General features: G+C 46.7%; 21 protein-coding genes, 1 tRNA gene and 1 other annotated feature. Of the genes, 1 reads left to right on the forward strand and 21 read right to left on the reverse strand.

Annotation, left to right across the window (positions count from 1 at the left end):
* Nucleotides 1-62: 62 nt before the first annotated feature.
* The 10 genes from ilvB to GN277_RS16905 all read right to left on the reverse strand — a co-directional run bounded on the left by ilvB (nt 63) and on the right by GN277_RS16905 (nt 10,256).
* A complete protein-coding gene (gene ilvB, locus GN277_RS16860; protein ID WP_159752029.1) occupies nt 63-1,784 on the reverse strand; it encodes a biosynthetic-type acetolactate synthase large subunit in 1,722 nt (573 codons plus the stop codon).
* A 128-nt stretch (nt 1,785-1,912) separates the two neighbouring features.
* Nucleotides 1,913-2,192, reverse strand: a binding site (T-box leader).
* Between the two features lie 140 nt (nt 2,193-2,332).
* Nucleotides 2,333-3,535: a glycosyltransferase family 4 protein gene (locus GN277_RS16865; protein WP_159752030.1), complete on the reverse strand. Its 1,203-nt coding sequence runs from the start codon at nt 3,533-3,535 to the stop codon at nt 2,333-2,335.
* A 3-nt stretch (nt 3,536-3,538) separates the two neighbouring features.
* Nucleotides 3,539-4,039 carry a dihydrofolate reductase gene (locus tag GN277_RS16870; protein WP_159752031.1) on the reverse strand — a complete coding sequence of 167 codons (501 nt, stop codon included), beginning with the start codon at nt 4,037-4,039 and terminating at the stop codon, nt 3,539-3,541.
* 48 nt (nt 4,040-4,087) lie between these two features.
* A complete protein-coding gene (gene thyA, locus GN277_RS16875; protein WP_159752032.1) occupies nt 4,088-4,936 on the reverse strand; it encodes a thymidylate synthase in 849 nt (282 codons plus the stop codon).
* Nucleotides 4,937-5,087: 151 nt separating this feature from the next.
* Nucleotides 5,088-5,684, reverse strand: a complete 597-nt coding sequence (locus tag GN277_RS16880) for a DUF3793 family protein (protein WP_159752033.1) — start codon at nt 5,682-5,684, stop codon at nt 5,088-5,090.
* A gap of 136 nt (nt 5,685-5,820) precedes the next feature.
* Entirely contained in the window at nt 5,821-6,252 is a 432-nt protein-coding gene (locus GN277_RS16885; RefSeq protein ID WP_159752034.1) for a MarR family winged helix-turn-helix transcriptional regulator, read from the reverse strand.
* A 4-nt stretch (nt 6,253-6,256) separates the two neighbouring features.
* Entirely contained in the window at nt 6,257-7,636 is a 1,380-nt protein-coding gene (locus tag GN277_RS16890; protein ID WP_159756875.1) for an MATE family efflux transporter, read from the reverse strand.
* A gap of 20 nt (nt 7,637-7,656) precedes the next feature.
* On the reverse strand, nt 7,657-8,457 hold the full coding sequence (locus GN277_RS16895; protein ID WP_159752035.1) for an SDR family NAD(P)-dependent oxidoreductase: 801 nt from the start codon (nt 8,455-8,457) through the stop codon (nt 7,657-7,659).
* 127 nt (nt 8,458-8,584) lie between these two features.
* Nucleotides 8,585-8,657: transfer RNA gene (locus GN277_RS16900), tRNA-Gly, on the reverse strand.
* A gap of 105 nt (nt 8,658-8,762) precedes the next feature.
* Nucleotides 8,763-10,256, reverse strand: coding sequence for a cellulase family glycosylhydrolase (locus GN277_RS16905; RefSeq protein WP_159752036.1), 1,494 nt, complete (start codon nt 10,254-10,256; stop codon nt 8,763-8,765).
* A gap of 251 nt (nt 10,257-10,507) precedes the next feature.
* On the opposite strand from GN277_RS16905, the gene GN277_RS16910 reads away from it, so the two are divergent.
* The gene (locus GN277_RS16910; RefSeq protein ID WP_244324983.1) at nt 10,508-12,610 is read left to right on the forward strand and encodes a glycogen debranching protein; all 2,103 of its coding nucleotides are present in this window, start codon (nt 10,508-10,510) and stop codon (nt 12,608-12,610) included.
* A 63-nt stretch (nt 12,611-12,673) separates the two neighbouring features.
* Here GN277_RS16910 and GN277_RS16915 read toward each other — a convergent pair whose 3' ends face one another.
* The 11 genes from GN277_RS16915 to mreB form a co-directional block, all read right to left on the reverse strand.
* The gene (locus tag GN277_RS16915) at nt 12,674-12,937 is read right to left on the reverse strand and encodes an HPr family phosphocarrier protein (protein WP_159752038.1); all 264 of its coding nucleotides are present in this window, start codon (nt 12,935-12,937) and stop codon (nt 12,674-12,676) included.
* 12 nt (nt 12,938-12,949) lie between these two features.
* A complete protein-coding gene (locus GN277_RS16920; RefSeq protein ID WP_159752039.1) occupies nt 12,950-14,206 on the reverse strand; it encodes a CdaR family protein in 1,257 nt (418 codons plus the stop codon).
* The gene (gene cdaA / locus GN277_RS16925) at nt 14,184-15,071 is read right to left on the reverse strand and encodes a diadenylate cyclase CdaA (RefSeq protein ID WP_159752040.1); all 888 of its coding nucleotides are present in this window, start codon (nt 15,069-15,071) and stop codon (nt 14,184-14,186) included. The genes GN277_RS16920 and cdaA overlap by 23 nt, the downstream gene beginning before the upstream one ends.
* Before the next feature lie 45 nt (nt 15,072-15,116).
* Nucleotides 15,117-16,229: a hypothetical protein gene (locus GN277_RS16930; RefSeq protein WP_159752041.1), complete on the reverse strand. Its 1,113-nt coding sequence runs from the start codon at nt 16,227-16,229 to the stop codon at nt 15,117-15,119.
* The gene (locus tag GN277_RS16935) at nt 16,230-16,625 is read right to left on the reverse strand and encodes a hypothetical protein (protein WP_159752042.1); all 396 of its coding nucleotides are present in this window, start codon (nt 16,623-16,625) and stop codon (nt 16,230-16,232) included.
* A gap of 146 nt (nt 16,626-16,771) precedes the next feature.
* A complete protein-coding gene (locus GN277_RS30295) occupies nt 16,772-17,356 on the reverse strand; it encodes an IS66 family transposase (protein ID WP_244324753.1) in 585 nt (194 codons plus the stop codon).
* Nucleotides 17,353-17,502 (reverse strand): hypothetical protein, encoded by a 150-nt coding sequence (locus GN277_RS30300; protein ID WP_244324754.1) that lies wholly within the window; start codon nt 17,500-17,502, stop codon nt 17,353-17,355. The genes GN277_RS30295 and GN277_RS30300 overlap by 4 nt, the downstream gene beginning before the upstream one ends.
* Nucleotides 17,499-18,233, reverse strand: coding sequence for a DUF6444 domain-containing protein (locus GN277_RS30305; RefSeq protein WP_244324755.1), 735 nt, complete (start codon nt 18,231-18,233; stop codon nt 17,499-17,501). Before GN277_RS30305 ends, GN277_RS30300 begins: the two co-directional genes overlap by 4 nt.
* 304 nt (nt 18,234-18,537) lie before the next feature.
* A complete protein-coding gene (locus GN277_RS16945) occupies nt 18,538-19,236 on the reverse strand; it encodes a ComF family protein (protein WP_244324756.1) in 699 nt (232 codons plus the stop codon).
* The gene (gene recD2 / locus GN277_RS16950; protein ID WP_159752043.1) at nt 19,233-21,443 is read right to left on the reverse strand and encodes an SF1B family DNA helicase RecD2; all 2,211 of its coding nucleotides are present in this window, start codon (nt 21,441-21,443) and stop codon (nt 19,233-19,235) included. The genes GN277_RS16945 and recD2 overlap by 4 nt, the downstream gene beginning before the upstream one ends.
* Nucleotides 21,443-22,432 (reverse strand): rod shape-determining protein, encoded by a 990-nt coding sequence (gene mreB / locus GN277_RS16955; protein WP_159752044.1) that lies wholly within the window; start codon nt 22,430-22,432, stop codon nt 21,443-21,445. Before mreB ends, recD2 begins: the two co-directional genes overlap by 1 nt.
* Between the last annotated feature and the right edge of the window lie 204 nt (nt 22,433-22,636).

Here is a 22,636-nt window from a genome sequence, read left to right on the forward strand (position 1 = left end):
CTTCTCCTTTTCAATCATCTTCATCTATAGCTTATCGGCATGAATACTTAAGTACCAAAACCTTAACAATCCAGTATCATATCTTCAAGAGTTCCGCCCGGCTGAATCATGGGGTAGACCAGATCCTCTGGATCAATCTCGAACTCAATAATATACGGTGTCTTCACACTCTTTAACGCTTCACAGAGAGCCGGCTCAATTTCCTCTGTCCTTGTCACGCGGATTCCTCTGGCTCCATAACTCTCTGCCAGCTTAATAAAATCCGGCGTATAGGTCGGGCATTCCACCTCCCCACACCTGCCCCTGCACGCCGCTCCGGAGCGAAGACAGGTCATGGAATAACGTTTTCCGTAGAATAATTTCTGCCACTGGCGTACCATGCCCAGATTATTATTATTAAAAATACAACTAATAATCGGAAGCTCCTCCAGCACAGCCGTTGCAAGCTCCTGGATATTCATCTGCATACCTCCGTCACCAGAGATTGAGATTACAGGCACATCTGGATTCCCAATCTTTGCCCCAATGGCGCCTGGCAGCCCGTATCCCATGGTACCAAGACCGCCGGACATGAGAAGCCGCTTCTTCTCATTCAGCTCAATAAACTGTGCTGTAAACATCTGGTGCTGCCCTACATCCGTCACCACAATGGCCTCGTCAAACACACGGTTAATGGTGTCAATCACATCCTGAGGCGTCATGATGGGTTTCTTCTTCATCTGCATGGGATGCTCACATTTCCATTTATCCACCTCGTCAAGCCATTTCTTCGTGTCACATTCTGTCACATACTCCAGCATTCGTGTAATCGCTTCCTTGGCATCTGCCACAATGGGCACATCCACCTGTACATTTTTAGAAATGGCAGCCGTATCAATATCAATATGGACAATCTGCGCATGGGGGGCAAAGGAATGGAGTTTCCCTGTGATACGGTCATTGAACCTTGTGCCAATGGAAAACAGAAGGTCACATTCTCCCACAGCCATGTTGCAGGCATAGGCTCCATGCATCCCCAGATTCCCCACATACAACGGATGGTTGGTGGCAATGGCCCCCCTTCCCATGACCGTTGTAACCACAGGTATGCAGGTCCGCTCCACAAGCTCTGTAAACTCCTTGTTGGCACGGGCAATATTCACGCCTCCACCTGCAAGGAACAGAGGACGCTTCGCCTTTCCAAGCATCTTGAGCGCCTTCTTAAGCTGACCGATATGAACCTGGGTATTGGGCCTGTAGCCGCGGATATTTACCTCCGTCGGATAATCCCCGCTTCCAAGCTCTCCCATCACGTCCTTGGGAAGATCAATCAGCACAGGACCCGGCCTTCCTGACCTGGCAATATAGAACGCCTCTTTTACAATTCGCCCCAAATCCTCCCTGTGACGCACCGTCACGCCATACTTGGTGATACTTCGAGTAATCCCTACAATATCCACCTCCTGGAAGGCATCGTTCCCAATTAGATGTCTTGCCACCTGTCCAGTAAAACAGACCAGCGGAACACTGTCATAGTACGCCGTCGCAAGACCAGTTACCAGGTTCGTAGCGCCCGGTCCGCTGGTTACAAGACACACTCCCACCTTACCAGTGCTTCTCGCGTAAGCATCCGCCTCATGCACCAGAGCAACCTCCTGCCTCGGCAGAATGACCTTCGTAAAATCCTGCTTGTACAGCTCGTCGCTAATATCAATCGTACACGCCCCTGGATAGCCAAACAGTGTGTCTACTCCCTCCTCCTTTAACGCCTTCACCAATAACTTGTTGCCGCTGATTTTCTTCATAAACATACCTCCCGTTTTTTGTAACCAATTCACAGCGCAAATTGATTACCTTCTTGCCTGCCGTCCTAAGACCGCTTATAGGTTCTTCCATATACTATCCTATGGAAAAAAAACACCCTAAGCTTGACGCTTAGGGCGAATATAACATCCGTGTTACCACCTAAATTCAAAGAAACCTCTCTTTGCACTCTGCCAATACAGGAAAATCCATGGGCATCCAACCCTTTCTCCGATATCGTTCCCCTCTAACGCTGGGACTGCGTTGAAGTCTACTTAAGCTGCCATATGACGCCCTTTCGGTTCACTGCTCAAAGGCTACTTCCGCAAATCCATCACGAAGAATTTCCACCAGCCATCTTCTCTCTTGACTTCCGGTATCTGCGTACTCCTCCTTGTCATAGCATTTGTCTCTTCCTTTTTATCATACCTTACTGGACCATGTCCGCAAATCCGTCAGGATATGAATTATTATCATTATAGTTGACTGCCCTATGGTTGTCAACCGGATATTTTTATCCTTTTTCTTCTGTTGGCCGGGCAAGCTTCGGTCAATCTTTTAACACCCTGTCTGCAATCCCCTCCCAGGAGATACGGCTGACATCTGCGGCCTTTCTCTCATTGGTCCGGATACTTGCAAGCAGCGCATCCGCAAACCTTTCTTCAAAAGCCGGCAGCGTCTCCAATACAGGCTCATCTGTGTTCCTCATCTGCGGCATCTCAACGAATCTGACATCCCCGTGGGGCGCTGCCTCCATAAGCCACTTGCGAATTCCCGGAAGGTCAGACATCACCACACGATTCCTGCAAGCCAGCGCCTCAATCACAGTGAGAGGCAGTCCGTCAAAAAAGGAAGGCAGCACAAAAATATCGCTCTCTCGGTATATTTTTGCCAGCTCAGGCTGAGACAATCTTCCCAGGAAACGGACTTCATAAGGACACTTGGCCGCCATCTGCCGGATCTGTTCATATTCCTCCTGATTCCCTGCACTCCCTGCAAGCTGCACCAAAAGCTCGTCACGACTACAGGCATCCTTCCGTGAATATAAGACGGAAAGACTCCGAATCAGGCTCATTACTCCCTTTTTCTCTGCAATCTTCCCCGCAAACACAATCCTCGTAACGCCGTCTTTCTTCTTATCTTCTCCGCCATGGAAAATCTGGCTGTTATACCCCATCCCCACAGTCTCAATCTTCTTTGGAGACGCTTGGTAAATCGTAAGCACTCCCTCCCTCTGGGCCTCCTGAGGTACAAAGATCCGGTCAAGGTTACGAATCTGCCGACTGATAAAGTCCCTCTCCAAATCCGTTTTACACATTTGCCTAAGATCCGTATTATGACAGAATCCATAGACCTTGTGCCTGGGGAAATGACTCCTGACAAGGGCAGTCAAAAGATACAGATGATGGCACAGAATTAAATCTGGATTACATTCCATGACTGCCTGGGTGATCACCTTAAGAAAAGACTCCTCAAACTGCACCCTCATCTCATTTGTCATATCACAATACCGTGTACTTTTGTATGGCATCTCATCCGACATGCCCACGATCGGGTAGGGCAGATTCCCTTCTTCAAAATACACTGGATAGAAGTTGACACCTTCCGGCAGCTCTATTACATCTTCCCTGTATACCCCTGCCACCACTGCCTGGGTATGTCCCTTACGTTCATACTCCTTCACCAGCTCTGTAAGATAGATTCCGCTGCCTGTACTGTTTGGCTTTTGGGCCGTAATACTAAGTATCCTCATGGCCTACAGCTCATTTGCAGACATCCGCTCATACACCGTAAAATAATACTCCAAATCAAAGCAGGTCTGCTCCTCGCTAATCTTGGTCATAATCCACTCCCTGTCTTCATCCAGGTTCGGGAAATAGGAGTCTGCATCATATCCATGGTTAATCTTGGTAACAAGTGCCTCGTCGCACAGAGGAAGCATAGCCCGATAAATACTCTCACCGCCGACCACATACGCCTCTCCCTTATGTTTCCCAATCTCCACCAGAGCCTCATCTATACTGTGAACCACCACAGCTCCCTCCACATGGTAATCCTTATCTCTGGTAATCACAATATTCACTCGGTCCTTAAGGGGCTTACCCTGTGGAAAGCTCTCCAGCGTCTTCTTGCCCATGATAATAATATTTCCCAGCGTCGTCTCGCGAAAAAACTTCAAATCCGCAGGAATACTCCACATAATCTTGTTATCTTTTCCGATAGCCCAATTCTTGTCAACTGCAACAATTAATTTCATTTTTTCTCTCTCCTTTTTTCTTTGTTTGTAAACAATCTGTTAAACAAATTAAACCGCAACGGGTATATTCCGGATCTGCTCATGTGTCTCATAGTTGTTAAGCTTCACATCCTCAGGCGTAAACTCATAGAAATCGCGAATCTCTGGATTCAGCCAGAACTCAGGCGCAGGCAAAGGCTTTCTTTCAAGCAGCTCCTTCACCAACGGCACATGCCTGTCATAGATATGCGCATCTGCAATCACATGAACCAGCTCTCCCGCCTCCATCCCGCAGACCTGTGCCAGCATATGCATCAGCACAGCATACTGACACACATTCCAGTTATTTGCCGTGAGCACATCCTGGGAACGCTGGTTCAAAATCCCATTCAATACCAGCCCATCACTTCCCTTCTTCTTCGTCACATTAAATGTCATACTATATGCACAAGGGTACAGCCGCATCTCATGTAAATCCTGATGTACATAGAGATTCGTCATGATCCGTCTGCTGTAGGGATTATTTTTTAGATCATAGATTACCCTGTCGATCTGGTCAAACATCCCCTCCCTGTACTCATGCTTCACCCCCATCTGGTAGCCGTACGCCTTACCGATGGAGCCCTCCTCATCCGCCCAACTATCCCAAATATGGCTGCCAAGCTCATGGATATTGTTGGACTTTCTCTGCCAAATCCATAACAGCTCGTCTGTACAGCTCTTAATGGCTGTCCTGCGAAGCGTCAATGCCGGAAATTCTTCTGCAAGATTGTAACGATTCACCACCCCAAAACGCTTGATGGTGTAAGCTAGGCTTCCGTCCTCCCATCTGGGACGTACCTTCTCCCCGCTGGTATCCGTTCCATTCTCCAATATATCCCTGCACATATCAATGAAAACTCTATCTGCATAACTCATATATCGGTATACCTCCAAAAAATGATACACGTAAACGCTTTTTATAACTCTGCGCGCCAATGCAACTTATTATACCATGGTTTGTTCATTTATACCATGGTTTATAAATAAAAAAAGAGGGAAGCCTCCCTCCAGTGTTACAGCCGATCTTTTACTGTCCTATTCCCACAATTTCCCGAATTGTCCGTCCGGCAAGAAATTCGTTGACTGCGCTCACTCTAGCCTTGTCATAACTCATGAAAGTCAATTGGGCTTGTCTGGGGTTGTGATATACCTTCCAATATCCCCTCATGATCTCCCCTTTTCCTCCCTTCTCAATAAAGCCTCTCACATCTTCAATGGGATAATTCAGAAACACGCCAATCTCATGAGGAAACCCCTTCTTCTGGCAGGCATAATACCGAATTCTTTTGGAAAGCCTCCTAAGGGCTGTCTCAAGGTTCTGGCATGCATACCCGTATATCTTCAGAAAATTTCTGACCTCATCCTTTCTCAGATACGAAGACAATACATTTCTCCGGTATAAAAAAACCAGGCATCTTTCCTTATTCTCTGACAGAAGCATATATTCCATGTCTGTTCCCCCAAACACTGTCTCCAAATCCCGCCAATACTGCAGCTCAAGATTCATCATACAGGCGGCCTTAAGACCCTTTAGAAAAGGGGCGCACTGGAAAATAATCTGAATTTCCAGACTCTTTCTTATATTTTCCTTGGAAAACAGGAACGATACAACTTCTACAGGCATAATTCCTCCTAAATTATAATATTTATTTTTTTAACACTCTTTCATACCATCTATACTGATAGGATTTTCTCAATTAGACAGATTTATCCCCCTAACCGTCCGTTTCTATTCATGAATAAAAAATTAGCCGAACCCTTTACGGCTCGGCTATGTTATACAACACCTTCTCCAGCATCTTTTCCAGTGCTGCCTTCTCTTTCTTATTCATCCCTAAGGTAAACTTCTTATCAATCTTCTTCCGGTCCGCCTCCATCCGCCTCTGGATATCATAGGCTTTCTCCGTCAGATAGATATTCTTGCACCGCTTATCCCTGTCGCTGGGCACAGAAAGGATATACCCCTTCTCGTCCAGCCGTTTTAAAAGCCCCGTCACAGTCGGATTCCGTAAACTTAAGGCCTTCTCAATATCCCTCTGATTCACAGCCTCCTCGCTGCTGCGAAACAGATAATCCAGCACAGCACACTGGGATGCAGTAATTCCCAGCGTCTTAAGAAGCCGGTTAAAATCCTTCTCATAGATTGTACTAATCTGCTTGAACATGAAGCCAATGGGCATCCTCTCCTTCATCCATTTATCCCCCTGCCTCCATTTGTCTCATTTTCTTTAATTCCCTGACCGCACAGACCATTGCCGCCATTGCCGCAGCCCCGTCTGCAATGGGACCTGCATACATCACGCCGTCGATTCCCATAAACAAAGGAAAAATCAAAATCAGCGGAAGGAGAAAAATTACCTGTCGGGTCAGTGACACCACGATTCCAAGCTTCGCCTTTCCGATGGAGGTGAAAAAGCCAGAAGACATGGGCTGGATTCCATTTATGAAGGTCATCATCATAAAGATTCGGAAATACCTCTCTGCAAAACGAAAATATTCTTCGCTTCCTGTCCCGAAAATCCCCACAAGCTGTCTGGGAAAGAGCTGAAAACAGCAGAAAAAAAGAATCCCCACCGTCAGGGAGAGCCAGAATGCCTTAAGAAACGTCTCTCTGACTCTGTCATATCTTCCCGCCCCGTAATTAAAACCCCAAATCGGCTGACAGCCCTGTGAAATCCCGATACAGATTGCCATGAATACCATATTGACTTTGGAAATAACCCCGACACACGCCAGAGGAATATCCGTACCATACACAGAAGAAGCCCCGTAATACCTCAGGGTATTATTCATGGTAATCTGAACCACCGCCATGGCAACCTGATTGATACAAGCCGCCATTCCCAGGGACGCAATGGCCTTTAGAAAAACGCCCTTGGGCTTAAGCATGGACAAAGACAATTCAATCTTACGGAAGCTGGTAAAATACAGAATCACTAGGAAGCCAGATACTGCCTGCCCAATCACCGTTGCCCAGGCAGCCCCTTGAATCCCTAGATGAAATCCAAATATAAATAGTGGATCTAAAATGGTATTCAAGATGGCGCCGGTCAGCATACACATCATGGAGTAGGTGGGGCTTCGGTCTGCACGAATCAGATGATTCCCTCCCGTGGTTAGAATCAGGAAGGGAATCCCGAAAGCCGTGATTCCCGTATAATCCTGGGCATATGGAAGCACCTCCAAGGTAACCCCAAACACCTGAAGCAGAGGATTAAGAAATACCAGCACCACGCCTGAAATCACAATGCCGCAAATTACAAGCATGGCCAGTCCAGTACCCACGATCTGACTTGCCTTCTCGCTGTTTCCCGCACCGGATTCCAGATTATAATTCGACGAGCTTCCGATTCCCAGTAAAAGGGCCGTAGCCGTACAGATAATGGACACAGGAAACGCAATGTTCGTCGCCGCATTGCCAAGCATCCCCACGCCCTGTCCAATAAAAATCTGATCCACAATGTTGTACAGAGAGCTAACCAGCATACTGATAATCGCCGGTATGGCAAACTTAGCAATCAGCTTCCACGTCTTCTCGGTCGCTAGAGGATTCCTTGTAACTCCACTCTCATTCATTCTCTCACTCATATCCTATCTTACGGTCTCTGTCCCATACCGCCTTCCAGTGTAATCGTCTCACCGCTCATATACTTGAAGTCCGGTGAAGCAAGCTGTACGCAGACACGTCCAATCTCAAGCTCCGCATCCCCGTAATGTCCTGCCGGCGGCATCTTCACATTCTGCTTAAACGCCTCCGGATAAGCCTTCTCAAAATTTTCAAGCTGCGCTGTCCAGGCAAGAGGACAGATAATATTCACATTGACGCCGTCTTTTCCCCACTCTGTAGCCGCTACACGGGTCAGGCCGCGCACGCCTTCCTTAGCCGCAGCATAGGCACACTGGCCGAAATTGCCGAACAGCCCCGCGCCGGATGCGAAATTAATAACCGTACCCTTCGTCTCCTTCAAATGAGGATGGCACGCCTTCATATAATAGAAGGTTGCGTAAAGCCCTGAGTAAACCGCAAGGTCAAACTGCTCAGTAGTATGGTCCTCAAGCGTAACGCCGGATGCAGAAGCCTGGGCATTGTTAATCAACACGTCAATCCGTCCAAAGGTATCCATGGCCTGCTTTACCACGTTGCCAACCACCGTCTCGTTATCTGCCCCTGCGGACACATCCGCCTGTACGGCTAAAACCTTAATCCCGTACAATCTCTCAAGTTCTTCCTTGGCATCCTCAAGCTTCTTCACATTCCTTCCTGTAATCACAAGGTTGGCGCCCTCCTTCGCATATGCGGTAGCTATCCCATATCCGATAGAGCCACATCTGCCGTCACTTAAGACAGAACGTCCTCCTCCTGTGATAATTGCTGTCTTTCCTGTTAAAAATCCCATATGGCATTCTCCTTCCTGATTGAAAAATCTTCTAAATTCGATCTAAGATTAGGATATCACTTTTTGGACAGGAAAACAACCAAAAAAGTCAGATAAATGATATCTCATCTATCTGACTTCTTCTAAGAGCGACAGACGGGGTTCGAACCCGCGACCCCGACCTTGGCAAGGTCGTACTCTACCAACTGAGCCACTGTCGCTTATTTTATTTTGTGTCCCTCAGGACAATACATATATTACTACATGGTTTCGCATTTGTCAACAGGTTTTTCAAATTTTTTTTTATTTTTTTTGGAGGGGACTTTTCAGTCCCCCATTTTTACGATAAAGCCGATATCTCCCGCCTCTCCTCCTGCTGGGAGTGTTCCATTGTATTCCTTGGACGTGATGTGCACAGTCTGGCCCTGTACCGAGTAATCTGCGTTCCATCCGTCTGTAAGAGCAATATTTTCCTCAAATGGAATATCTGCCGCCCAACTTGTACATTCTTGCTTTGAAGTATTCCTAACTGTAAGCTCATACTGGCGTACAGCCTTACCCTCCTCCTCCCAACTGTTTTTTAAGTACATGGATACTTCAATGTCTCCACACGCTAATACCTGGCCGTCATTGCTGTCCGCTCTGGACTCCTTTGGCTCAAGGACATCTTCGTTTTCCGTCTGACTGCCGCCATTTTCTCCTTGCTCTTCTGTCAACATCTGGTACAGCCATTTTCCCGCCTCACTTAAGTCCTCTGCTAAAAAACCGCTGGTCTTATTGCATGAGCTTAGAAGCATGGCCGAACTTTCCTCCTTATTGGACAGGTTCCAGGCCACATAGCTTATCTCGTACTGATCCATCAAATTGACCCACTGGTTGGCCTGCTCAATGTCAATGCTTCCGTTTCCGCTTGCATCGCAGATTCCATACTCTGTTACAAAAATCGGCAGTCCTCCCTCGACAGCCGCCGCCATCTTGCTGCGCAGTTCCTCCTTATGGGTTGCTGCATAGAAATGAAGTGTATACATCAGATTTTCATATCCTGTAATGGGGTCAGCCGCCGCCTGATCCACAAACTGAGACCAGTTAGGCGTTCCTACGATAATCACAGCCTCCTGGTCGTTTGCGCGGATTACTGGAATAACCTCCTTTGCATAGGACTTAATATCACTCCACTCTGTACCGCCATTAGGCTCATTACAGATCTCATACAGCACATTGTCAGCATCAGCATATTCTGACGATATCTCCGCAAAGAATGCCTTCGCCTCCTCCAGATGGATATTCGGGTTATTGTCTGATAAAATGTGCCAGTCGATAATTACATACATATCCTGCTCTGTTGCATACCGCACCCCGTCGCGAATCAGTCCTTTCAAATATTCCTTGTCTCCGTCTGTACAGTACCCGCCGGATTCGGCCGTATACATTGCAAGACGCATTACGTTTACTTTCCATTCGTTATGTAACTGGGCGAAACAATCTGAGTTGATGTAGTCCGGAAACCAAGCCATGCCATGGGTACTGATGCCCCGAAGCTGCACCGGCTCGCCGTTTTTGCCGCAGAGCTTCGTTCCCTCTACATGCAGGGCCCCTGTCACAGAGGGAGACGCAGGCTTACCCTCCATCTGCACCTCCTGTTCTGTGTCTTCTTCCTTCCTCTCCTTATCTTCTCTGTCTACGCCACTGTTTTTCTGCTCCTGCTTCTTTGGAGCGCTTTCTTCCTTCTTGTCCCCACATCCTGTTACACAGACGGACAGCGACAAAATAAGCCCAAAGCATACCAAAGCCAGAAGTCTTTTCCTTCCCATTCTTTTCATTCCTCACACCTGCTTTCTTTATGGACCAAGATATCTACAGTCTAACTCTTCCTTTTTTTCTTGTCAAATCTTATAACAGGAAAGCTATCCTAATGATTTCTAAAAAAACAGCCGATATAAACTATATAATAATATAGGAAAACTACGGGGAATCTTATCTCTGCACCCTTTAGGCAGATGATTTTTCATTCCCTAATAATGATACAAGGAGGCATGATATGAGCAACAGCGAACCAATCACCAGTACACACATGACACCACAGGAGCAGCCCGCAGGCAAGGCAACGAATTTCGGTCTTCCCCGCACCATCCATCTGGTTCCCATGGACTACATCAGCGGTTTTGAAGTACGCCCTGGCTTCTATGAGATCAACGGCGCCACAGCCATACCAGGCGGCGTTAATTTCACAGTTTATTCCCATGGGGCCACTTCCATCGAATTACTGCTTTTCCATCGGGCCAAGGAGGAGCCCTTCGCCATCCTTCCTTTTCCGAAGCACTACCGAATCGGCAATGTTTACTCCATGATCGTGTTCAAGCTGAACATCGAGGATTTTGAGTACGCCTATCGGGTGGACGGACCCTACGAGCCGGAAAAAGGACTAATCTTCAATAAAAACAAGTATCTTCTGGACCCTTATGCCCGTGCGGTATCCGGTCAGAGCCAGTGGGGTGACTCCTCTCCCCGCGGACAGCATTACAAGGCCCGCGTGGTAAAGGACGATTTCGACTGGGGCAGCATTGCGCCTCCCCTTCTTCCTACGGAGGATCTCATTATTTATGAGCTTCACGTACGAGGATTTACCAAGCATGGCTCGTCAGGCGTCCTCCATCCGGGAACTTTTGATGGACTTCTGGAAAAGCTCCCCCATCTTCTGGAGCTTGGAGTCAACGTTGTTGAATTGATGCCCATCTTTGAATTTGACGAGATGCAGGACTATCGGGAGGTGGACGGTGAGAAGCTCTACAATTACTGGGGCTACAATACGGTCAGCTTTTTCTCACCCAATACCAGTTATTCCTCCTACCGTGAGCATAACCGAGAAGGCAATGAGCTAAAGCATTTAATCCAGGTTTTCAACCAGCATGGAATCGAAGTTTACCTGGATGTTGTATTCAACCATACGGCAGAGGGAAATGAACACGGTCCTTTCTTCTCCTTCAAAGGGTTTGACAATAATATCTACTACCTGCTGACGCCAGAGGGTTATTATTATAATTTCAGCGGATGCGGCAACTCCCTGAACTGCAACCACCCTATTGTTCGTCAGATGATTCTGGACTGCCTGCGTTACTGGGTCAATACCTATCGGGTAAATGGATTCCGCTTCGACCTTGCCTCCATTCTGGGCCGCAACGAGGACGGTTCGCCTATGAACAAGCCGCCTCTTCTTCAGGCTCTTGCCTTTGACCCCATCCTTGGGGACGTCAAGCTCATCGCAGAGGCATGGGACGCAGACGGGCTCTATCAGGTAGGAACCTTCCCATCCTGGAACCGCTGGGCGGAATGGAATGGAAGATACCGTGATGATATGCGCCGATACCTCAAGGGCGACGAAGGAATGGCTCAGGCAGCAGCTCTCAGGCTTGTTGGCTCCCACGATATTTACGAGATTGATACCAGGGGAAATGCCTCCGTTAATTTCATCACCTGTCATGACGGCTTTACACTCTACGACCTGTATTCATACAATGAGAAACACAATGAGAAGAACGGCTGGAATAATACCGACGGGTCCAATGACAATCATAGCTGGAACTGCGGAGTTGAAGGAGACACAGACGACCCCGAAATTCTGGCTCTCCGAAAACGGATGATACGCAACGCCTTTGCAATCCTGATGTGCAGCCGCGGTATCCCCATGTTCCTGGCCGGAGACGAATTCTGCAATACACAATTTGGCAACAACAATTCCTACTGTCAGGATAACATTACCTCCTGGCTGGACTGGAGACTTCTGGAGAAAAATCGAGATATTTTCCAGTTCTTTAAGTACATGATTAATTTCCGTAAAACCCATCGGCTATTACGTACCAATGTCAGCAACGGGGTGAACGGTTTCCCTGATGTCAGCTTCCATGGAGTCAAGCCCTGGTGCGAACATTTTGCCGGTTACGACAGATACATTGGCGTCATGTTCACAGGACAGGAAAAAAGCTCCGGTCCGCAGTTCATCTATATAGCCTCCAACGCCTACTGGGAGGAGGTTGAGGTGACTCTGCCAGAGCTGCCTATCTCTATGTGCTGGAAAGTTGTTGTTGACACCTGGGAGGAATATCAGAAGCCTTATGCTCTCTACAGCGACAAAATTACCCTGGGGCCCAGAAGCCTTATGGTGGTGTTAGGCGAATAGTTAAAAACAGACGGATTGGGAATCAAATCATTCCCAATCCGTCTGTTTTACTTACATAATCCTTCATTCACCAAGCCCGCCCTCTATGGCGGCAACCATCTCACTTAGCGCCTTGTCTTCATCCTCGCCCTCACAGATCAGCTCTATCTCGTCACCCTTCTTGATACAGGCTCCAAGCACACTCAGCACGCTCTTTGCATTAGCAATCGTATTATCATACTCAAACGTTACTTTACACTTAAAATTACTGGCTGTATTGCAGAAGATTCCTGCCGGTCTCAGATGCAGTCCCGTGGGGTTCGTAATCGTAACTCTTTGTTTAACCATAGTCTCCTCCGTTTATTCTACTTGATCATCCTCCGTTATTTTCTCTAGTATAATCTCTACTTCCTCACTGTCTACCAGCGAACACCCTTCCGGAAGCTCTACAGCTACCGGAACAAGATAGATTCCCGGCGTCTGGTAATTCTTAAGGTCAATGCTCACCTTCTTGGCAACGGTGAACACCTTCAAAGTCTCCGCCGGACCTCTGACCTGAATCTCCAAATCCACCGCACCATAGCTTAACTCCAAATCCTCTGAAAGATTATTCACCGTTATGGAGCTGGTGGACACTTCATAATACTTCACGCCCGGCTGTTCAATCTGGATTGTCACAACTACGCTTCTCGCATTCTCCTCCACCAATGATACTCCGTCTGGAAGATAAGAAGATATGTCTATAATCCTCTCCGTCCGCTCGGACAAATCGGAAATATCCAGTTCTTCTGCTGGTATTTCAATCTCCTCCAGCTTATCCAGATCATCTTCTTCGCCTGTCACCCGAACCTCCCGCGGTTCCACATTCACAGAACCCACTTTACAGCCTTCTGCCGGCGTGAGCATAGAGGTATCTGGCTTTACAGGTACACTTCTAATCTGATGGAGGGTAACACGAACGCTGACTCCGTCTTTACCAAGGTTGTTGGCAAGAAGCGTCTGATCAATCACATTATTATTGGCATCATATAAGATCAGCCTTCCTTCTATATCCGCATTCTCTGACAATCCCGATACATTTGCCTCTGCAACAACCTTGCTGATACTGTCAATGACAGATTTGGGGCCGCGCAGCGTCACCTTCTCCGGATTCGGCTTCAAATCCCCAAGCACATACCCTTCACGTACCGTACCGATGGTAGACGGCGTAATCGGGAAATTATTCTTTGCCTCGTCTTCAATCTTAACCTGAAGATTCCCTGGAGACGAATACACCTTCTCATACTTATACCCTGGTATAGATACCTCTATGGGAATCTGGGTGCCCAGACTTAACTCCTTCATATCTGCAACCGCAACAATATCCTCTGACCTAATCTTATTCAAAACAGACCGGTTGGCGCTGACCGTCACCATAACTTCCTGAGTATTATCCACAATCTGGTACGTCCTGTTTGTCGTGGTCACAACCTCTTCATTTATCACACTCACCGGAATTCCGTTATACGTCTTGTCTGTCACTGGATCATCGATATTAACCACAACAAACCACATCAAAACTGCGCTAAAAAAGGCTAATATCTTAAGACCCAGATTAGCTGTCAGTCTTCTTCTCATTCTTCCGCCTTCCTTTCCACAGTGCTGCAAGCCTGCCAGTCTCCACTCTCCGATCCTGGATACTGCTCAGTTTTTCTCTCAATTCCTTCTCTGTGATATTGCGGGAAAGCAATCCTCCCTGAGCCACAGATACTGCTCCGGTTTCTTCAGAAACCACGATGATCAGCGCATCACTCACTTCGCTCATCCCTAACGCCGCACGGTGCCTAGTACCAAGGGACTTACTGATCCTCATGTTGTCGGACAGAGGCAGATAACAGGTTGCCGAAACAATCCTGTCTCCCCGTACGATAATCGCGCCGTCATGGAGCGGCGTATTGTGCTCAAAAATATTGATTAAAACCTGGCTGGACACCAAACAATCCATCCGGATTCCAGTGCTCTCATATTCCGTAAGACGAATCGCCTGCTCTACAACAATCAATGCACCTGTCTTCACCTTTCCCATGGCATAGGCGGCATCAATCATACTCTCGCGCGTCTCCTCACTAAAGCGCACCTTCTCGCGTCCTCCCTCAAAGGGCACCATAGCAGGTAAAAACTGCTTCTCTCCAAGCTTCTCCAAGGCTCTGCGTAACTCTGGCTGAAATACCACGATGGCGATCGTTGCCATAACCGTCACAGAATTCTTGGTAATATACAATATGGTATGCATCTTGAAAATAGCGGCGACCAGAATGAACACAGCCAGCACTACAATGCCCTTTAACAGCATCCACGCCTTTGTATTCCTAATCCATACCATGATATGGTAAAGCAGGAACGTAAGAATCAATACCTCCACAATATCCGTAATCCGTATCTCCGGAAAAAACCAACCGGAAAAGGTGTACTTTCCTACAAACCTGGTAATCTGCTGTTCCATTCCCTCACCTCCTTTTCAATGTTATCACCGTTCTTCTAAGGCCTTCTATTTTCTCATATTCAAATCTTTCCTGAGACTCTGGGTAAGAAGCATCTTATCCACTTCCTTCATATCATGCTTTTTAACCGATTGTCCCTTCTTGGGCATGGGTCTCTTTCCGTTCTTCCCAACCCCTCCGGACGCTGTCCCCGACTTTTTCCGGACAGATTCCGTATCTATGATCTCAGTCTCCTGCCTCTCATTGATCCGCTTTACCATCTTCTCCGGAGTTGCAACCGACAGCTTTGGAACCGCCTTTACATAATAGTAGTACTCGTCGTCCTCAAACTGCAACTTCTCACTTCGCGAATAGTCCACCGAGAAGTAGAAAACCTCCAGAATCAGTCCGATTACAAGGGATGCAACACTTCCTCCCACCAGCATACCATAGGAGGTATGCACACCAAGAACAATATCTCCTGCCACTACTACCACCAGATTCGCAATAATTCCCACCACAATCGCAATCTTCCAGGCATGATCCATAGAAGCCCTGTGAATTGCATATACGATAAAGAAACAAATAAGGAAGGCGCCAAGCATTACCCACATTTCTTTGTTCTGGAACACTTTTCCAAGATAATCTGTCGCCTGGGTCAGCATACCCTTTACACCAGAGTCATCCAGGTTTGCAGCCGCTTTTTTGACGTAATCCATCATATAATATACCAGTGTACCGCAAATGGCTGCCACCATACTCCCAGGCGCAGCCGCAAGGCCGCAGGCTACTGGTATCACATAAGGTATATGCAGAAAGAACGCAAGAGGTGTCAATACCACCACCAGCGCCATCTTAGGCGCCAGGCGCAGATAAAAGATATACATCACCAGAAACAAAACTGCCGTGACCCCAAGGATTCCCAGAGATACGGAATACATATGCAGCAAAATCAAAGCAGTGGCCGCAACCACCGTCGCCCCCAGAGGCAGGAATGTACAGATCACCGCAAGGGCTATCGCCGCTACAGGGGAAGCAGCCATTTTCATAAAGCCCACATTCCGGTTAATGAGTATGAATGTGGAAACTGCCAAAATAAACTGGATGGCCTTATCATATACTTTCGAGTTCCTGGCATATAATTCCTCAATTCGTCCGCGTAGTACATATATACTGTCCATCTATCTGTTCTCCTTTTCATACATCCTAAGCAGCCGTGTCAGATTATGGTTGTATTTTTTAACCCTCTGTCTGGCATCCTTATGCTTCTCATTGTAGATATGTCCTGTAACGATCAGATACACGATAATCAGGGAAATATATCCCAGAACGATTGCACCCGCCAGCATCATAATCAGACCGTTGGATACATTATTCAGTATATCCTCCATCTTCACAAGGACAAACATCCCCACCACACAGATATATCCCACTGTAACCCACAAAAAAGAGCAGATCATGTGAAGACCTGTATAGTCCCTGCGATAATATGCGCTGATCTTAAAGTCTTCCTTTCCCTCCGTCTGCTCATAGAAAGCAAGGCGGGTCATAAGCTCTACTTTTTTCTTATCTAACATAAACCACCTCAAAATGTTATATTATATACTCAAATATCATTTTTAGTATAACAAATATCAGTATCCTTGTCCAATACTTATAGTTAAAAAATAGACTTTTTCGTAACAGTTCAGCCTTGCGATTGACCTAACGGGTATTACACCGGCTAAAATATAGCCGGTGTGCCCATAAATAACATTTTTATATTTTCTATAATCCCCATTTTCCTTTTCTTAAGGGTTTCTATGACTGTCATAATGGAACAGTACATTTCACTGCCGCTTTCCTTGCGAAAACCTCCAGCCATTTTCTGGCGATTTTTTGCTTTCCGTAAATCTCGTTCCGAAATATTGTCATCAAAGGGCACGGAAAAATCATGCAAGAATAAAAGATGGTTATGACTGTATTTATCCATACGGTTAAGTAATGTCTTTTCCTCTTTTTTCGCATATTTATGTCTGGTCGTTTTATTTTCTGCCTCTCCTTTTCGTATCAGGGAAAAATATTTTTCTTCATATTCCCTTAGGATTGCAGGCGGAAATGATGGGAACCCCTGCCCTAGTAATTCTTTCCGTTCCCGATTCATTTCACACAGGAGCGCACTCATCTCCCCGGACCATGCATTCCCTGTTTCCTCCGTATTTTTTCGGAGATAACGGATGATGTGGACATTGCATTCTGCGTGATCCGTGCCAAAGTGGTACAATGCGGTTTCATGGTCATGGAGAAGAATCCCTGTATAGTGTTTCAAAAATACAGTCCCTTCAGTGCTTCTATGGATTTGCCGCCCATGGCATGGTATACCACGCTGTTTTTTATGCTGAAATTCCGGATATAATTCTGTTTCCCATTTACTGTTACCACTGTGGCATCGGTTGCAACAACTTTTTGGTTCAACAGTTCGTTTTCCAAATTTGAAATGCTTGTTTGAGAAACCGACGCCAGTTTTTGCAAAATCCATAGACGCTCCCTTCTGATAATTCGAGTTCTCCGTTACCGGCTGCATTTAAAAAAGAAGCAATCCTGTCGTTTGACATAACCCCTTCACTATACAGGGATACAGCCAGCGCTTTTACATTTGCTCCATAGGTAACATCACTGCGGTATTCTTTTGGAATGTGTAAAACCCCTTCTTTATCTGCATAGATACGGATTTCTGTAATCATCGGTTCCACAGCTAGATCAACCACATATTTTGTGACGTATTTCTGTCCGGCTGCATTACCAATCATTTTTACTTCATGTCTGCATTTGCCGGAAGCAATTTTTACTTCTATCTCTGCTTTTGTAAGCGTTGTTCCTTTATGCCCTTTTTGTCCGCCTGCTTTACGTTTTGTTTTCTTTCTTCCGTTATAGGTATTTGCAGGTTTTCCGCCTTTTTGATCGGTAGATGGTGGAAGGGAAGTATTGGAGCTGTCATGATTGATAATACTTTTCAGACGTGCATTATCGTCTTTAAGCAGTCGGTTTTCTTGACGTAAGAGCTGGTTCTCTTCTTTTAAATCTGCGATTTCCGCTTTCAATTCCCCAACTTCCTGTTTGTGTTCTTTTTCAACCGTATCCAGACGCCCCATGATTTCCATGAGCTGCTGGTACATTCCATTTTCATAGTTGCTTTTTCTTCCCATGGGGCATCTCCTTCCGTTCATTTCTGATAACCATAGTTTATCAGAAATGAATAGAAAAGAAAAATCCTCTTTAGAATAGGTTCGTCAAAATGACGGTGGATTATTTTTGTGTATTCCAGAGGTTCTGTGGAATACCGGTCACAAAAACTATGAAAATGGGATTCTGAACAGACATGTTGTTCAAAAGTTATCCACATACTAATCACAAAGCAATTAAATTCGTGAAATTACGTGTTTCCATGTGGATAATCAGAAGAAAAAACTTTTTCAATTTCTCTCTTTTGCCAGTCGCAAGGCTGAACTGTTACACTTTTTCGACTCCTTTCTCCTTTAAAACCGCCGCTGCAGCGTCTATCGTGCTCCCTGTCGTATAAATATCGTCAATCAACAACACTGTAGACACTGGCTTGAAACACTTTTTCACTCTAAATGCATGTCTTAAATTCTTACTTCTCTCCTGATGACTGAGTTTCTTTTGCGGCTCTGTATAAAGTTTACGGACCAGACCTTTCTCATCCACAGGGATTCCAAGTCTTCTTCCAAGCTCACGGCAAAGGACTGCCGCCTGGTTATATCCTCTTTGCCTTCTGCGCTTTCTGTGAAGTGGGATTGGAATTATGAGGTCAGGGGTCCACCTTTTTATCATATGACCATAGCAGCGGATGAATTCCTCCACATAACAGACCCCGTATCTCCTTTGATTGTGGTACTTGAATTGATAGATAGATGTGCTGACAGGTTCTTTGTGCAGCCATAAACCATATCCCCTGTCATATGAATGTTTCATATGCATACAATCGTAGCAATATTCCTGTTCCCCATGATGGATTGGCTTACCGCACCCCATACATCTGGGTTCTTGTATCTTAAGAGCTTCTAGCTTCCCTCTGCATGCACTGCAAATCCCCTGGCTGCTAACCCTGGCGCAAAAAGGACATACCTCCGGCCACAGCCAGGCTGCGGCCCTGTCTGCTATTGCAGGAAACATTCTTTTATTTTTCATTGCATTTCTCGGATTCGTTCTGCAAGGCTTGTATTGCGTCTCTGCTCATTGGTATTGCGAATCATCTCCTGGAATACCTGGTCACTTCCAACCAGCGTCACGCAACGCCTCGCCCTTGTCACAGCCGTATACAAAAGATTCCTGTGATACAACTGTCTCGGCCCTGACAGCAGTGGAATCACTACCGCAGGATATTCACTCCCCTGTGACTTATGTATGGTAATCGCATAGGCAAGCTCCAGCTCATCCAGCAAAGCATAGGGATACTTCACCCTGCGCTGTTCATCGTACTCTACGGTTACCGTCTCCTCGTAAGTGTCAATCTGCCTGATGATTCCCATATCTCCGTTGAAAATCCCCATGCCTTTGTCAATGGTCATTCCATATTTGGTGGAAATCTCCCACTCCAACTGGTAATTATTCTTAATCTGCATCACCTTGTCCCCTTCACGGAACAGGCGGTCCCCAACCTCCTTCTCTGTCTTTCCCTTCTCCTTCGGATTCAGATATTCCTGCAAAATCCGATTCAGGCGGTCTACACCCAAAAGTCCCTTCCGCATAGGAGTTAGTACCTGGATATCATTCTGCTTCGCATCCACGTACTTAGGAAGTTTTTTTTGAATCAGCGTGATTACCACACTGATAATCACATTGGCATCCTGCCGTTTTAAAAAGAAGAAATCCTGGCTTTTATTGTCCAGAATCACTTCTTCTCCTCGATTAATCTTGTGTGCGTTGACAACGATATCACTCTCTCCCGCCTGACGGAAAATCTTCGTCAGCATGACCACAGAAAAACACTCCGAAGCAATAATATCCTTAAGCACACTTCCCGGCCCTACGCTTGGAAGCTGGTTGCTGTCTCCCACCAGGATTAACCTGGTTCCCGGAACAATGGCCCGAAGGAGAGCCGACATCAGCGGTAGGTCCACCATAGAGACCTCGTCAATAATGATCACATCCGCCTCCAGCGGATTCTCCTCATTCCTCTGGAAGCCGCTGACACTGTCCTCCTCCGGATTCCCGTTGACTTCCAAAAGTCTGTGGATGGTCTGCGCCTCATATCCAGTAGCCTCTGTCATCCTCTTGGCCGCCCGTCCTGTTGGCGCCGCCAGCAAGAAATCCATCCCCTCACTGTCAAAAAAATGAAGCATGGCATTGATGGTGGTGGTCTTTCCTGTTCCGGGTCCTCCAGTCAGCACCATGACTCCTCTCCTCATCGCTTCTACCACCGCAGTTCTCTGCATCTCGTCCAGACACAGCCTTCCACGTTCTTCAATGGCATGAAGCCTGTCCTGAATCTGACTCTCCTTTGCCTGATAATCCACATCCAAATCATGCAGCATCCTCGCCACATTCATTTCCATATAATAGTAACGGGACGGATAGATACGCACACCATCCGTTTCCTTCCTAATGACAATCTTCTTCTCGATTGCAAGATCCATCAAATATCTCTCAATATCCGTAAGCTCGACTCCTAAAAGCTCGCTCGCCCTCCTAAGAAGCACCTCCTGCTTTAGAAAAATATGCCCGTCATTTACACTCTGAAGCAGGGTATAAAAGATACCGCTGCGAACGCGGAAATCCGAATCTGCATGCATCCCCACCTTTATTGCAATCTCATCCGCAGTCTTAAAGCCAACTCCCGGCACATGGTCAGCAATCTGGTAAGGATTCTCCTCTATAACACGGTATACACTCTGCCCATAATGCTGATAAATCTTTGCGGACAATGTGGTAGAGATCCCGTATTTTTGGAGAAATATCATCGCTTGCCGCATATCACGCTTTTCCTCCACCTGCGCCGAGATCTCCCGCGCCTTCCGCTCGCTGATGCCTTTAATCTCTGCCAGTCTCTCCGGCTCCTCTTCGATAATGCGGAACGTATCCTCCTTGAATTTCTTTACAATCCTGCCTGCCAGCGAAGCCCCCACGCCTTTGATGGACCCAGAACCCAGATACCGCTCAATGGATACCAGATCCTCCGGCTCACAAACCTCGGAAGACTCCACTTTAAACTGAAGACCATACAGCTTATGGGTAGTATACTCTCCCGTAAGCTTTAACAGCCCCCCTTCCTCCACATAATGAAACTTCCCTACACAGGTTATCTCTCCGTCGTCATTATTCAGATTAAATACCGTATATCCATTATCCTCGTTGCGGTATACGATATGCCCCACATATCCTTTTATACTGTCCATTAAAATTCTCTTCGTCCGCTCACCAATTCCACAAACTGTCCGGTGCCAATGGCAACCACTTTCATCGGATCCTCCGCCGTCATGGTATTGATTCCCGTCTTCTCCTCTATCAGTTCTTCCAGTCCCCTGAGCATGGAACCGCCTCCCGTCAGCATAATCCCTCGATCCAGGATATCAGCAGACAACTCAGGAGGCGTTCTCTCCAGTACGTTAATTACTTCCTCCACAATCTGACCCGTGGGCTCGCGCAGCGCTTCCTCCGTCTCCAGAGAAGTGACAGTCACCGTCTTAGGAAGTCCTGTCACCAGATTGCGGCCTCTCACCTCTAACTCCTCGTCCTCAATCAGAGGATAAGTCGTCCCAATCTTAATCTTAATGTCCTCTGCAGTCCGTTCTCCAATCAAGAGGTTATGCTTCTTACGCATATAACGGACAATGGCCTCGTCAAAATCATCGCCTGCAATCTTAATCGAAGAATTCACTACAGTGCCGCCTAAGGAAATCACGGCAATATCCGCTGTTCCTCCCCCTATATCAACAATCATATTGCCGCAGGGCTTGGAGATGTCAATTCCTGCCCCTATGGCTGCCGCCACAGGTTCTTCAATCAGGTTCACTTCTCTGGCCCCTGCCGCATAGGTTGCCTCTTCCACAGCCTTGCGCTCCACCTCGGTCACACCGCTGGGCACACAGATGCTGATTCTCGGCTTCTTAAAAGTACGCTTTCCCAAGGCCTTCTGTACAAAGTACTTGATCATCTTCTCTGTCACAGTATAATCTGAAATGACTCCCTGACGGAGTGGACGGACAGCCACAATATTCCCTGGCGTCCTCCCCAACATTAAACGTGCCTCCTCGCCAATAGCTTTTATCGCATTCGTATCCCTGTCATAAGCAACCACAGACGGCTCCTTCAGTATGACGCCTTTTCCCTTTACATAGACCAGGACGCTGGCAGTTCCCAAGTCAATTCCGATATCTACTGACATCTTTCTTCCCCTTTCCCTATGCTATCTATATGATTATCATTTGTTGACTTGACTCTTGCGCATCTCTATATAATCATCATTCGTTGATTTCATTCTTTATGCACTATCTTGTGCTCAATCCATTATAATCAACTTTACAGAAAATGGAAACCCCCTTTTTCCTTAAATCTTTGTGAAACAAATGGGATTGTCCCATTTCCCCCA

The sequence above is a fragment of the Sporofaciens musculi genome, from assembly GCF_009830285.1.
Taxonomy (GTDB): domain Bacteria; phylum Bacillota; class Clostridia; order Lachnospirales; family Lachnospiraceae; genus Sporofaciens; species Sporofaciens musculi.

What these genes read in the sequence shown, in the direction of transcription:
- ilvB (WP_159752029.1), bottom strand. Translation starts at nt 1,784, where the DNA reads ATGAAGAAAATCAGCGGCAACAAGTTATTGGTGAAGGCGTTAAAGGAG.
- GN277_RS16865 (WP_159752030.1), bottom strand. Translation starts at nt 3,535, where the DNA reads ATGAGGATACTTAGTATTACGGCCCAAAAGCCAAACAGTACAGGCAGC.
- GN277_RS16870 (WP_159752031.1), bottom strand. Translation starts at nt 4,039, where the DNA reads ATGAAATTAATTGTTGCAGTTGACAAGAATTGGGCTATCGGAAAAGAT.
- thyA (WP_159752032.1), bottom strand. Translation starts at nt 4,936, where the DNA reads ATGAGTTATGCAGATAGAGTTTTCATTGATATGTGCAGGGATATATTG.
- GN277_RS16880 (WP_159752033.1), bottom strand. Translation starts at nt 5,684, where the DNA reads ATGCCTGTAGAAGTTGTATCGTTCCTGTTTTCCAAGGAAAATATAAGA.
- GN277_RS16885 (WP_159752034.1), bottom strand. Translation starts at nt 6,252, where the DNA reads ATGAAGGAGAGGATGCCCATTGGCTTCATGTTCAAGCAGATTAGTACA.
- GN277_RS16890 (WP_159756875.1), bottom strand. Translation starts at nt 7,636, where the DNA reads ATGAATGAGAGTGGAGTTACAAGGAATCCTCTAGCGACCGAGAAGACG.
- GN277_RS16895 (WP_159752035.1), bottom strand. Translation starts at nt 8,457, where the DNA reads ATGGGATTTTTAACAGGAAAGACAGCAATTATCACAGGAGGAGGACGT.
- GN277_RS16905 (WP_159752036.1), bottom strand. Translation starts at nt 10,256, where the DNA reads ATGAAAAGAATGGGAAGGAAAAGACTTCTGGCTTTGGTATGCTTTGGG.
- GN277_RS16910 (WP_244324983.1), top strand. Translation starts at nt 10,508, where the DNA reads ATGACACCACAGGAGCAGCCCGCAGGCAAGGCAACGAATTTCGGTCTT.
- GN277_RS16915 (WP_159752038.1), bottom strand. Translation starts at nt 12,937, where the DNA reads ATGGTTAAACAAAGAGTTACGATTACGAACCCCACGGGACTGCATCTG.
- GN277_RS16920 (WP_159752039.1), bottom strand. Translation starts at nt 14,206, where the DNA reads ATGAGAAGAAGACTGACAGCTAATCTGGGTCTTAAGATATTAGCCTTT.
- cdaA (WP_159752040.1), bottom strand. Translation starts at nt 15,071, where the DNA reads ATGGAACAGCAGATTACCAGGTTTGTAGGAAAGTACACCTTTTCCGGT.
- GN277_RS16930 (WP_159752041.1), bottom strand. Translation starts at nt 16,229, where the DNA reads ATGGACAGTATATATGTACTACGCGGACGAATTGAGGAATTATATGCC.
- GN277_RS16935 (WP_159752042.1), bottom strand. Translation starts at nt 16,625, where the DNA reads ATGTTAGATAAGAAAAAAGTAGAGCTTATGACCCGCCTTGCTTTCTAT.
- GN277_RS30305 (WP_244324755.1), bottom strand. Translation starts at nt 18,233, where the DNA reads ATGGGAAGAAAAAGCAACTATGAAAATGGAATGTACCAGCAGCTCATG.
- GN277_RS16945 (WP_244324756.1), bottom strand. Translation starts at nt 19,236, where the DNA reads ATGAAAAATAAAAGAATGTTTCCTGCAATAGCAGACAGGGCCGCAGCC.
- recD2 (WP_159752043.1), bottom strand. Translation starts at nt 21,443, where the DNA reads ATGGACAGTATAAAAGGATATGTGGGGCATATCGTATACCGCAACGAG.
- mreB (WP_159752044.1), bottom strand. Translation starts at nt 22,432, where the DNA reads ATGTCAGTAGATATCGGAATTGACTTGGGAACTGCCAGCGTCCTGGTC.